Origin of the sequence: Chryseobacterium sp. BIGb0232 (assembly GCF_024810195.1) — a bacterium.
GTDB lineage: Bacteria > Bacteroidota > Bacteroidia > Flavobacteriales > Weeksellaceae > Chryseobacterium > Chryseobacterium pennae.
This window is the reverse complement of sequence record NZ_JANUEH010000001.1, coordinates 1349715-1362376: the sequence shown is the minus strand read 5'-3', so window position 1 is coordinate 1362376 and position 12662 is coordinate 1349715. Positions and strand designations below refer to the sequence as shown.

At 36.2% G+C, this 12662-nt stretch carries 9 protein-coding genes; 8 read left to right on the top strand and 1 reads right to left on the bottom strand.

Features of this window, described 5'->3' with window-relative positions:
* The first annotated feature begins 13 nt into the window (after positions 1 to 13).
* From M2372_RS05955 to M2372_RS05920, 8 genes are all read left to right on the top strand, one after another.
* Positions 14 to 262, top strand: coding sequence for a hypothetical protein (locus tag M2372_RS05955; protein ID WP_123317984.1), 249 nt, complete (start codon positions 14 to 16; stop codon positions 260 to 262).
* Between the two features lie 138 nt (positions 263 to 400).
* Positions 401 to 2329, top strand: a complete 1929-nt coding sequence (locus M2372_RS05950; RefSeq protein WP_115970065.1) for an ABC-F family ATP-binding cassette domain-containing protein — start codon at positions 401 to 403, stop codon at positions 2327 to 2329.
* A 438-nt stretch (positions 2330 to 2767) separates the two neighbouring features.
* Positions 2768 to 3121, top strand: coding sequence for a hypothetical protein (locus M2372_RS05945; RefSeq protein ID WP_123317985.1), 354 nt, complete (start codon positions 2768 to 2770; stop codon positions 3119 to 3121).
* Positions 3122 to 3391: 270 nt separating this feature from the next.
* Positions 3392 to 5776: a TonB-dependent receptor gene (locus tag M2372_RS05940; protein WP_185018685.1), complete on the top strand. Its 2385-nt coding sequence runs from the start codon at positions 3392 to 3394 to the stop codon at positions 5774 to 5776.
* A gap of 20 nt (positions 5777 to 5796) precedes the next feature.
* Positions 5797 to 6351, top strand: a complete 555-nt coding sequence (locus M2372_RS05935) for a hypothetical protein (RefSeq protein ID WP_115970067.1) — start codon at positions 5797 to 5799, stop codon at positions 6349 to 6351.
* A gap of 176 nt (positions 6352 to 6527) precedes the next feature.
* A complete protein-coding gene (locus tag M2372_RS05930) occupies positions 6528 to 7862 on the top strand; it encodes a trigger factor (RefSeq protein ID WP_123317986.1) in 1335 nt (444 codons plus the stop codon).
* 207 nt (positions 7863 to 8069) lie between these two features.
* Positions 8070 to 8756 carry a hypothetical protein gene (locus M2372_RS05925; protein WP_115970069.1) on the top strand — a complete coding sequence of 229 codons (687 nt, stop codon included), beginning with the start codon at positions 8070 to 8072 and terminating at the stop codon, positions 8754 to 8756.
* A 393-nt stretch (positions 8757 to 9149) separates the two neighbouring features.
* A complete protein-coding gene (locus tag M2372_RS05920; protein WP_123319055.1) occupies positions 9150 to 11993 on the top strand; it encodes a pitrilysin family protein in 2844 nt (947 codons plus the stop codon).
* A gap of 80 nt (positions 11994 to 12073) precedes the next feature.
* Here the strand turns inward: M2372_RS05920 and M2372_RS05915 are convergent, their stop codons facing one another.
* A complete protein-coding gene (locus tag M2372_RS05915; protein WP_123317987.1) occupies positions 12074 to 12658 on the bottom strand; it encodes a DUF3109 family protein in 585 nt (194 codons plus the stop codon).
* Positions 12659 to 12662: the final 4 nt, after the last annotated feature.

Genomic DNA, 12662 nt, shown 5'->3' with positions numbered 1-12662 from the left:
AAAATAGAATGATATGACAGTTTCAGAATGGCTTGATAAAGCTAAACAGCTTTTAAATATTTGTAATTACGAGATTAGTGTTAGAAACGGGAATAAAATAATGATAAATACCCATATGATAACATTAACAGAATTGGAAGATGAAATACATTATCGCCACGGAATTGCTCCGGTTAGTTATAAGGAAGCTTCAGATATCCTTAGCAATATGATTGGATTGGTACTGTCAGGACAGAAAACACCGCCACTTATTCCGGGATAAATCTTGTTCAGAAATCAATTTATGATAAAGCAAAAGCTGCCTGTTTAGGGCAGCTTTTTTTTATTTCTGGGCTATTCATTTCTTTTTCCGTATTTTTGCCCCCGAAAATTCATTATTCATTACTAATTATCAATTAAAATGCTTTCGGTTCAAAGTTTAGGATTACATCATTCAGGAAATTATTTATTTCAAAACGTAAATTTCACCATTAAAAAGGATGATAAAGTAGGGCTCGTAGGAAAAAATGGAGCAGGGAAATCTACTTTATTGAAAATGCTGTCCAAAGAAATTAATTTCTACGAAGGAGAAGTTGTAACAGAAGGAAGCATTACCATTGGTTTCCTGAAGCAAGATCTTGATTTCGTAAAAGGAAGAACAGTTTGGGATGAAACAATGCAGGCTTTCGAGCAAATCAATGCTTGGAAAAACGAGCTTGAAGAGGTCAATCACCAAATGGCTACAAGAACCGACTACGAAAGTGATTCTTACACGGATTTGATTAATAAAATGACCGAGTTGAATGACCTTTTAATGAACCATGATGCCTACAATCTTGAAGGTGACATGGAAAAAGTGTTGTTTGGTTTAGGATTTAGAGCCGATGATTTCCAAAAAATCACTGATGAATTTTCCGGAGGATGGAGAATGAGAATTGAATTGGCAAAACTGCTGCTTCAAAAGAATGACATCATGCTTCTCGATGAGCCTACCAACCACCTGGATATGGAATCCATCATCTGGCTGGAAAACTTCTTAAAAGATTATCCGGGAGCAATTGTTCTGGTAAGTCACGATAAGCAGTTCATGACCGCTGTTTGTAACCGTACTTTTGATATCAACAATAAGAAGGTTGATGATTATAAAGCCAACTATACCAAATATCTTGTGATGCGTGAAGACCGCCGTGAAAAACTGATTCAGGCTAAAAAGAATCAGGATGCGGAGATCAAACAAATGGAAGATAATATTAATAAGTTCCGTGCAAGTGCTACCAAAGCATCTTTCGCTCAGTCGCTTATTAAGAAACTGGATAAAATAGAACGTATTGAAGTTGATAATGAGGACGTTTCAAAATTCAATATCCGTTTCGTACAGTCTATGGTTCCTGGGAAAGTGATTTTCGAAGCAGAAACCCTTGGAAAAGCCTATGGTCAGAAACAGATTTTTGACGATGTAGATTTTATCGTTCAGAGAGGAGACAGAATTGCACTATTAGGGCAAAACGGACAGGGCAAAACGACATTAGCTAAAATTTTAGCAGGAGATATCAAAGATTATTCAGGAGTCTGGAACCTTGGTCACAATGTAAACATCGGATACTTTGCTCAGAACCAGGAAGAGGTTTTAACACCGAACAAAACGGTTCTTGAAGAAGCAGAAGACGCTGCTACAGAAGAAACCAGACCAAGAGTAAGAGACTTGTTAGGATCTTTCCTGTTCCAGGGAGATGCCGTTTCCAAGAAAACAAAAGTACTTTCCGGAGGGGAAAGAAACCGTCTGGCACTTTGTAAACTGTTGCTTCGTCCTTTCAATACGTTGATTATGGATGAACCTACCAACCACTTGGATATTCAGTCTAAGGAAATCATTAAGCTGGCTTTACAGAATTTTGAAGGTACATTGATCGTAATTTCTCACGACAGGGAATTCCTTCAGGGACTTTGTGATAAAATCTATGAATTCCGTGACGGAAAGATGAAAGAATTCCTTGGGGATATCAATGAATATCTTGAGTACAGACAAAAAGAAACCATCAGAGAGATTTCTGCAGAAAAAGCAAAACTTCATAGTGATGTGAAGGAAGAACCTAAGAAAGTGGAAGAAAAACCTGTTGTTAGCAACAGTCAGGCATCTAATATTGTCAGCAAAGAACAAAAAAATATTCAGAATAAAATCAAAAAGGTAGAAGAAAAAATTTCTGAGCTTGAAGCTAAAGTAGAGGAAATGGAAGCTTCTTTCGCTAAAGAAAACCCATCAGATGAAACTTTAGAAAAATACAATAAAGCTAAAGAAGAGCTGGATAACGCTCTGCAGGAATGGGAATATTTAGGAACCCAACTTGATTAATATAAAGGACTAAGGTTCGGGGCTTGGGATACGAGTCCCGAATTTTTTTATCTGATGTTTTGATGTGGTTAAAGCTGACCCAATAATTACTCATCTATATCTTAGAGTATTGATTATATATCAATTAAATATACGCTAAGATAGCTTATGATTTAAATATGTATATTATCTAAACGCAGAGATTAGCAAAGATATTTTTAAATGTAAAATTTTTCGTTCGCAAAGGCGTTCACACTCAGCAAATGAAAAATAATAATGTACATAGCTGAATGAAATGCCTTTGCGGACGGAAATATCCAGCATAACTTTCATTTTTCCTTTGCGATTCTTCGCGTTAAAAAATCAGGAAATGTTCTAAAATTGAACTTAAATTAAATAATAGTAAGAGACTATCCAAAATTAACACGAAGTATTAAATTATTTTCATAATTTTGACCCATGATTAAAGAAAGCAGAAACTTAAAAGTATTTATCTCCAGACTATTGTTTGGGGTATACTTCATCGCGCTGCTTTCTCAGAGCTTTCACCATCATGAATCTGTAGATTATTTTAAGGCGTTTAATCTTAAAAAAGTCGAAAATTCTATAACGAAAGCCATTACTAAAGAGAAAGCGGGTGACTGTCTGGCCTGCCACTTTTTGGTGACCGGACACACATTAGCTCCTGAAGAATTCAGCTTTAGCTTCCAGCATTACACGCACGAAGTAAAGCAGATTATCGCGATTCAGGAAAAAATCTGGTCTCAGACCAAATTTACCTTTCAGCTTCGGGGACCGCCCACAATTTCCTAATCAATACATTCTTATTGGGTTTTTGGCTCTATACTGTAGAGTTGAATGTTCAAGGTTTGAAGTTTAATGTTTAAAGTTGTTGAAAAACAGCTGTAGTTCGTTATAGATAAGTGCCTGTGACTTACTTCTATAACCTTACATTTTGGCTTCTTATCATTAATTCATTTTACGTGATACATCATGCATTGTATCATGAACCTAAACCCATTCAATAAATTTTAACGAAAATGTACCCCTCATTAAAAGGGTACATCATCAATCTATTTTACAATGAAATTGATATATTGCCTGTTGCTGATCTTTTGTGGATCGGTATTTACGAGTGCACAGAAAACGTATACTGTACAAGGAACGGTTCAGGATTTTCATGATAAAACCATGCTGGAAAATGCAGTGGTGAAAATTGGAAGCCTTACAGCAAAAACAGATAAAAAAGGAGCATTTTCCTTTGATAGAGTCCCTGCAGGGAAGTATACACTCATTGCAAAACATCCTGATTGCAATGATTATACTGAAAATATAGGAGTTGATCAGGACCTTCATCTTACCATTATTTTAGAACATCACTCGGGTGATATAGAAACCATTACATTACATGGAAGCCATAAAAATAAAGGTTCTGTAGTAATGAAAACACTGGATAAAGCCGAAATTGAAAGAAACTCTACGGAAAATCTGGGGAATATTCTTTCGAGAATTTCAGGAGTTTCAGCGTTGAAAACAGGAAATAATATTACCAAACCTGTGATTCATGGTCTCTATGGAAGCCGTATTTCTATCATGAATAATGGAGTGAAGCTCGCAGAACAGGAATGGGGCGCAGAACATGCACCCAATGTGGATGTGAATGACTTTGAACATATAGATGTCATCAAAGGAGCATCCGCTTTGAAATATGGAAATGACGGAGTGGCAGGAGTTGTTCTTTTAGAACCTGCAATCCCGCCAAAGAAGGATACGATCATGGGAAATGTGAAACTTTCGGGGATTTCCAATGGAAAAGGAGGCGAAATTTCTGCCAACGTGCTTAAATCCTGGGAAAACGAATGGTTTGTAAAAGCAGGAGGAAGTTATAAGAAGCTGGGAGATTTATACACTCCGCATCATACGCTTCAAAATACCGGAGCAGAGACTAATTCTTTCAATTTTTCATTCGGGAATCATGGTTTTATGCAGGGATTTGATGTTTCCTATAGCGGGACCAACCAGGATTTTGGAATTTATAGAGGCGCACACCTTGGAAATGGGTATGATATCTATAAAGCAATGACGTTGGGACAACCTTATTTTCTGGATGATTTTGGCTATAATATTGGATATCCGAAACAGACTGTGGAACATCATATTGCGAAGATTTCTGCTTATAAACGTTTTGCTGATTTTGGTAAAATTACTTTTCAATATAGCTTTCAATTGAACAGACGTAAGGAATATGATATCAGAAAAGGAGACCTGAAAGATACTCCTTCTATGGATTTAAGGCTGATTACACACTCCGCAAGTCTTATTCATCTTATAGAGCGTTCAAAATGGAGTCTGGAAAGTGGAATTTCAGCAGGTTTTCAGGATAATTATCCTAACCCGGCGACAGAAGTCAGACGTCTGATTCCTGATTATTACCGTTATGATGCAGGAGCATTTTCTGTTTTTAAATACCGTTTTACTCCAAAACTGAACGCAGAAGCGGGAGTGAGATATGATTTCAGCAGATATGATTCCTATAAATATTATGATACTAAAGAATGGAACGATAAGTATGCAAACGTTTTTCCACAATTTTATGTGAAAGAAAGCGGAAGCAGAACACTGTCTCGACCAATTATTGACAATCATAACTTCTCAGCGAATGTAGGGTTGAATTATAATCCTTCTAAAAACTTTGATATCAGATTTAATTTCTCAAGAATGAGCAGAACACCAAACCCGGCAGAATTATTTGCTGATGGGCTTCACCATTCTGCTGCCATTATTGAAAAAGGAGATTTAAGAATCAAAAAAGAAGAGATTTATAATGCCAATCTCTCATTAACAGGTCGTTTCAACGTTTTGAAAGGCTTGCAGGTAGAAGCAAATCCATATATTATTTTCTCTGATAGTTTCATTAATCAAATGCCGGTGGAAATCCAGAATACAAGCAGAGGAACCTTTGCCGTTTGGGCTTATCAGCAGGTAAAAGCCAGAATGTATGGAATAGATGCTGATGCACAGCTTAATATTCTGGATAATCTGAAATGGACAACCAGTTTCAGTGCACTGAGAGGAGATGATTTGACTAACAATGAACCTCTTATTCTCATGATGCCTATGAATCTTAGAAATTCATTGGAATTGAAACTGAACAAACCAACCAATTTCTATATCAGGCTGGAAAACGAAAATGTATTTAAACAAAATCGTTTCCCTATCAGAGATCAGTCTGTACAGTTTATTGAGGATGGAGAAATGGTAACTAAAATAATAGATTACAGTACTCCTCCTGCCGGATTTTCAATATTTCACGCATCTATTGGTGCAGATCTATTCAAAAACATGAATCTGAATTTCAGAATCAACAATATTTTTAACAAAGAGTACAAGGAATATCTTAACCGATTGAGATATTATATGCCGGAACCGGGAAGAAACTTTGTGGTTACTCTTAAATACAATTTTTAACTCTTAAAATTTAAATTACAATGAAAAAATTATTCAACATATCACTTTTATTATTCGCTGCTGTTTTATTGTTTTCCTGCCGTGACGGGAATAATGATATTCCTGAAGATATTCATGAGCATGAAGAGGTGGGGCAGGTGATTGTGACAGCTATTAATAAAGCTGATGGTGCCAAGCAGACTGTAACCGTTACTAACGGCCAGACAAAAGACCACTTTCATCTTACTCAGGGAGCAACATATGCTATAGATGTTAATTTCCAGATTAAACACGGAGATCATTACCATGATGCAGAAGAAATTATAGAAGAAAAAGATATGCACTTTGTTACTTACAAATTCTCTGGAGCAGATATCAAAGTAAAAAGAACGGCTGATGATGTAGTAAGAACTGATGGTAAGAAATTGGGACTTAAAACTGAATGGACTGTAGCTACGGCTGCAGCAGGTAAAGCAAATATTACTCTTGTACACGGAGCAACAGCCGTGAATGACAACTCGCCTTCAGCAGATAACCAGCAGGGAAGTACTGTAGGAGGGGAAAGTGATGTAGATATCTTTATTGATTTTCATTAATTAAGAAGTAAGCTCTTCAAAGAAAAAGGGCATTCATATCGTCATATTAATTTGGGAGAACCACTGATTTTTTCAGTGGTTTTTTTATTTAACAATATTTGGCTGTATTAGTTGATTTTAAATGAGTGATTTTCATAAAAAATTCATATTTTTGCAACCTAAAATTTTAATCGATAATGAAGGTTACCGCACAAAACCATGATGATGTAAGTGCATTACTTACTGTAACATTGGAGAAATCTGACTACAAAGAAAAAGTAGAAAAGCAATTGATTAATTATGCTAAAAATGCGCAAGTTCCTGGGTTCAGAAAAGGGAAAGTGCCTTTGAGTATGGTTAAAAAACAATATGAAGCAGGAATTGCATTTGAAGAAATCAACAGACAGGTTTCTGATGCATTGAACAGCTATGTTAACGAAAACAAGTTAAGATTAGTTGGTCAGCCTATTCCTCAGCCTGTAAACGAATTAGATTACAATGCTGATCAGGTAACAGTTGCTTTCGAAGTAGGATATGAGCCTGCATTCACTATAGATTTAGCTAAATATGAAGCGCCTCACTACAAAGTAGAAGCTTCTGACAAAGAAATCAGCAAGAGTATTGAAAACATGCAGAAGCGTTTCGCTGAGCAGGTTCCTCAAGATAAAATCACTAAAGATTCTTACATCGCTTTAGAAGTTTCTCAGGTTGTAGAAGAAGATGCTGAAGGAGAGCACCACCACCACCCAAAGAATGTTACCATTACAGGTGAAAACAAAGAAGCTTTCAAATTAGTAAAAGCTTTAAAAATGGATGGATCTGTAAAAGTAACTAAAGAAACTCTTGCAGGTGATGAAGAATTAGCTAAAGAATTAGGATTCAGCAAAGAAGAAGTAGAGCACCTACACCACAATGAAGTTGAAGTTAAAGTAAAAGACTTCTACTCATTAGACTTAGCTGAGCTTAACCAGGAGTTATTCGACAAAGTATATGGAGAAGGAAACATCACATCTGAAGACGAGCTTAAAGACAAAGTTAAGACTGAATTAGACGAGTATTTCCAACAGAATGCTGACGTTCACTTCGTGAATAAAGTATTGGAGCAGGTTACTGAAAAAGAAGAAGTAGCACTTCCTGAAACTTTCTTAGTAAAATGGTTAATATTCTCTAACCAGAATATCCAGTCTGAAGAGCAGGCAAAAGAAATTCTTGAAAACGAGAAAAACCAGTTGAGATACCAGATCATCGAAGGTAAATTGATGACTGATAACGAAATCAACCTTGACTATGCTGATGTATTGGCACAAGCTGAGCAATTAGTGAAAAACCAATTGGCTATCTACGGAATCCACCACTTAGGGGATGAAGAGATCCAAAAATATGCTGTTGAAATGTTGAAAGATCAGGAGCAGGTAAGACAAATCTCTTCTGAAGTAGCGATGGCTAAATTAAAAGATGTAATTCTTGAAAAAGCTAGCAAAAAAGAAACTAAAATTTCTCACGACGAATTTTTAGAAGAGCTTAAAAAATAATTATATCCAGATATAAATATTTCAAAACCGTCAATTCTTTGACGGTTTTTTTATTTTCGGCCTTTCCTGTTCTCTTTATATTCTTCACCTCAGGCTTCTGAACTAACTATTTATCTTTATATTTCTTCATTACTGATTACTCATGACCCATAATGTATTCATGTCCGTCAATATTCCTATATTTACATCATAAACTTATTACATATTATGAAAAAGATCATCATTCCATTTTTCTGTGCCGTACTTTTCTCTGTTCCGGCAGCAGCTCAGAAGAAAGATGCCGCTTCTGTAAAAACAGAGGCTGTAAAATCTACAACAACGGCTAAAGAAGTTCTGGATAATTACTTTAAGGCATTAGGAGGAAAAGAAAAATTAGAAGGGGTAAAAACTCTTTATATGGAAAATACTATGTCTGCCCAGGGAATGGAAATTACTATGACTACCAAAAAAATGGGAAACAAATTCAAGTCTGTACAGTCGCTTATGGGACAGCAGATGGTCCAGTTTTTTGATGGGGAAAAAGGATATTTTGACCAGATGGGAAGCAAAACTGCAATTCCTGCAGATAAAGTAGCAGAACTGAAAAAAGCAAAACCAGTGGATGCATTAGCATTTGACGGAGCTACTTTTCAAAATGTTGCAGTAGAAAAACTGGATGGTAAAGACTATAATGTATTGTCTTCCGATAAAGGAAAATTTTATTTTGATACTGCTACAGGACTTTTATATAAAACGATTGCCGGAGAAGGAAATGTAACGATAAAAAGTTATATGACAGTAGACGGATTGCAATTCCCTGCTGATGTAGAAGCAGAAGGAGGAGGTCAGAAAGTGAATATTAAAACCACTAAGATTACAATTAATTCCGGAGTAACGGATGCAGATTTTAAATAATAAATTACTTTTTAAGTGATCAAAACCGGGAATTCCCGGTTTTTTAGGCTAAAAGTACTATTGCTGAATTTCAAAAATCAGGATTGCGATTGAAATTTTTTAATCAAAATTAAAAAACCGTTGTATTTTACAATGGTTTTTTTGGTTTGGATGAATAATATAATGATAGATTACCTTAATTTCAGGATAAATGAAGTAAATGGTATTATTTTTAATTAGTCTATTTTAATTAATTGATGAATGTTTTTAATTAAAAATTGTTTTAAATAATATAAAAGACATTGTATATTTTCATTTTGTAATATTTAAATTTTTTAACTCGAATTTAACCCAGTAGTAAAAGGCGAATTGCAGAGAGAATCGATATTTTTGAGGCGTCAAAAAATAATGCAGATGAAAAAAATATTATCTTCGTTTTCAGTCATCTTCCTGATGTCTATCAATGTCTATGGACAAAACATCCCTGTGGATCCGTCCCTAAGAATCGGTACTCTTTCCAATGGAATGAAGTACTACATTAAAAAAAATGTTTTACCAGAAAAAAAAGTAGAGTTCCGTCTGGCAATCAATGCCGGATCTATTCTTGAAGACGAAAATCAAAGAGGATTGGCGCACTTCATGGAGCACATGAATTTCAACGGGACTAAAAATTTTCCGGACAATAAGTTAGTAGACTTTTTGCAATCTATCGGAGTAAAATTTGGGCAACACCTTAATGCTTATACCGGCTTTGATGAAACCGTTTATATGCTTCCTGTCCCATTGGATAAACCAGGAAATCTGGATGCTGGTCTGAAAGTAATAGAAGACTGGGCATTTAACGCAACGCTTTCTGACGAACAAATCAATAAAGAAAGAGGAGTGGTACTGGAAGAATTAAGATTAGGTCTTGGACCGGATAAGAGAATGATGGATAAATATCTTCCAAAACTTTTATACAAATCACAGTATGCAGAAAGACTTCCAATCGGTAAAAAAGAAGTCCTGGAAAATTTCAAACCAGATCTTATCCGAAAATTTTATCAGGATTGGTACAGACCCGATCTGATGGCAATTGTAGTAGTAGGAGATATCAATGTAGATGAAATAGAAAAAAAAATAAAGACTAATTTCAGTAAATATAAAAACCCTTCAAACCCCAGAGAAAGAAAATCTTTTGATCTTCCGGGGCATAAAGAAGCGCTGGTAGCCATCGAGACAGATCCTGATGCTACAGGTTCCGGAGTGCAGTTCATTATCAAAGATTCTGAAATGTACCAACCGGATGTAACAGTTCAGCAGTATGATCAAAGTATTGTAGAAGGTCTTGTAAATATTATGCTGAACAGCAGATTGGCAGAATTGGTTAACTCTGCGACCCCACCTTTTACTTATGGTTCAGTTTACCATGGAGGAACTTATGCAAGAAGCAAAGAAGCATTTCAGGGATCAGCAGCTACAAAAGACGGTGATCAGCTGAATGCGCTGAAAGTTCTTTTGGAAGAAGTGGAAAGAGCCAAAAGATTCGGATTTACCCAATCTGAACTGGACAGAGCAAAAGACCAGATGCTTTCCTCTTATGAATGGGCTTACAACAACAAAGACAAAAACCAAAGTGGTGAGCTTATAGATGGTTTTGTGAACCATTTCCTGAGACAGGAACCAATACCTGGAATTACCTGGGGATACGAGCACATTAAAGAAGTTCTTCCAACTATAGCTCTGGAACAGACAAATAGAATTATCAAAAAGCTTGTAAAGGATGATAGCAGGGTAATCGTGATTACAGGGCCAGAAAAAGAAAATATTGCCATGCCAACAGAGGTTATGGTCCTGAACACATTTGATGCCGTAAAAATGGCTGATCTTAAACCTTATGAAGAAAAAACGAAAACGGAGAGCTTAGTAAAGCCTTTTAAATCAGAAGGGAAAATCACTAAAGTAGAAGCGGACAATAAATTAGGAACTACCACCTGGACTTTGAACAACGGAGCTAAAGTGACTTTCAAAAAAACAGATTTTAAAGATGATGAGATTGTTTTTGCAGGAATAAGTCTGGGAGGAGTGTCTGTCATTCCGGATACTGATTACAATAAAACAAAATTCGCATTTGATGCTTTGCTGGAAGCTGGATTAGGCGGGCTTTCAAAGACAGATCTTACACACTATCTTGCAGGAAAACAGATGAGTGCAAGCTCTTATGTAGGTGGACTTACAGATGGTATTTCAGGAACAAGTTCGAAAAAAGATCTGAAGACAGCTATGGAGCTGATCTATGCTTGCTTTACAGACTTAAATTATAACCCTGAAGCATTCAACACTTATAAAATAAAGAAATCCGCAATGCTGACGAATGTGGATTCAGATCCGCAATATTACTTCTCTAATGAATACTCTAAATTTATCAATCAGAAAAATCCAAGATTTACCGGACTTGAGCCTACCGAAAAAGATTGGGTGAATACAGATTATAAGAAAGCCTACGATATCTACAAACAGAAATTTGCCAATGCAGGTAATTTTCACTTCTATTTTGTGGGGAATATAGATGAAGGGCAGCTTAAAAATGAAGTCCTGCAGTATATTGCTTCACTTCCTGCAACAGGAAAATCATCAACATTTAAAGATACGGGTTACAGACCTGTGAAAGGAGGATATACAAAGGTTTATAAAAAAGGAAAAGAGCCGAAGAGTCTTGTAACAATTTCTTACAGCGGAGAAGCTCCTTATAATGAGAAGGAAGCTATGGCACTTTCAGCTCTTGGAGAAGTAGCTACAATTAAAGTTCTTGAAAAACTAAGAGAAGACGAAAGCGGTATTTACGGCGGAGGTGCAAGTGGAAGCTTCAGTAAAATCCCGTACAGTGCTTATGATTTTAGTGTTAATTTCCCTTGTGGTCCTGAAAATGCAGATAGGCTTACAAAAAGTGCAATGGCCGAATTACAAAAATTTATAGATAAAGGTCCTGAGCAAAAGGATCTGGATAAATATAAAGAAGGTGAATACAACGAATATAAAACTAGCCTTAAAGATAATGGATTCTGGTTACAGGGAATTGCCCAAAATCAATTGGACGGAAGTGATAAATACGATATTCTGAATTATCCGGATAAAGTAAAAGCACTTACTGTAAAAGACCTTCAGGATGTTGCTAAAAAATACCTTACAAAAGAAAAAAGTGTAGCAATACTAATGCCGGAAGATGGTTGGGAAAAGGCTAAAAAAGATGAAACCAAGAAAGCAGAAACAGTACACTAATTCATTTTTATTTACAGGAAGAAATAAGAAAACCGCAGATCTCTTTGCGGTTTTTATTATTGTATTCAAATATGGATCGGTTAAGAACCATATTCCTTCTTCCATTCGTCAGCAGCTCCGCTCAGAACTGTGTAGAATTCTTCACCATACTTTCTGATCAATGGGGTCTTCAGGAATTTATAAACAGGAACCTGAAGCTCTTTTCCAAGCGTACAGGCGCCGCTGCATACATTCCATTCATGATAATTTAGAGCAGTGAATGCAGAGTATTCTGTAACCCGGATAGGGTAAAGGTGGCATGAAATAGGTTTTTGCCAGTCTACCGCTCCATCTTCGTACGCTTTTTCAATACCACATTTAGTGATTCCTTTATCATCAAAAGTTACATAAGCACATTCACGGTTTTCCACCATGGGAGTAACATACATTCCGTCGTGCGGATCAGTAGTCCATGTACCTTGCTCTTCAAGGGCTTTGATGCCTTCCTGAGTAAGATAGGGCTTGATTTTGTCAAAAATACCGTCCAGTATTTCAAGCTCACCTTTGTCCAATGGAGCTCCTACATCACCTTCCACACAACATGCACCCTTGCATTTGCTAAGGTTGCACACAAATTCTTCGGAAAAGATTTCCTCAGAAATCAATTTATCGTCTATCTGAATCATAATT

What these genes read in the sequence shown, in the direction of transcription:
- M2372_RS05940 (WP_185018685.1), top strand. Translation starts at nt 3,392, where the DNA reads ATGAAATTGATATATTGCCTGTTGCTGATCTTTTGTGGATCGGTATTT.
- M2372_RS05930 (WP_123317986.1), top strand. Translation starts at nt 6,528, where the DNA reads ATGAAGGTTACCGCACAAAACCATGATGATGTAAGTGCATTACTTACT.
- M2372_RS05950 (WP_115970065.1), top strand. Translation starts at nt 401, where the DNA reads ATGCTTTCGGTTCAAAGTTTAGGATTACATCATTCAGGAAATTATTTA.
- M2372_RS05945 (WP_123317985.1), top strand. Translation starts at nt 2,768, where the DNA reads ATGATTAAAGAAAGCAGAAACTTAAAAGTATTTATCTCCAGACTATTG.
- M2372_RS05915 (WP_123317987.1), bottom strand. Translation starts at nt 12,658, where the DNA reads ATGATTCAGATAGACGATAAATTGATTTCTGAGGAAATCTTTTCCGAA.
- M2372_RS05955 (WP_123317984.1), top strand. Translation starts at nt 14, where the DNA reads ATGACAGTTTCAGAATGGCTTGATAAAGCTAAACAGCTTTTAAATATT.
- M2372_RS05935 (WP_115970067.1), top strand. Translation starts at nt 5,797, where the DNA reads ATGAAAAAATTATTCAACATATCACTTTTATTATTCGCTGCTGTTTTA.
- M2372_RS05925 (WP_115970069.1), top strand. Translation starts at nt 8,070, where the DNA reads ATGAAAAAGATCATCATTCCATTTTTCTGTGCCGTACTTTTCTCTGTT.
- M2372_RS05920 (WP_123319055.1), top strand. Translation starts at nt 9,150, where the DNA reads ATGAAAAAAATATTATCTTCGTTTTCAGTCATCTTCCTGATGTCTATC.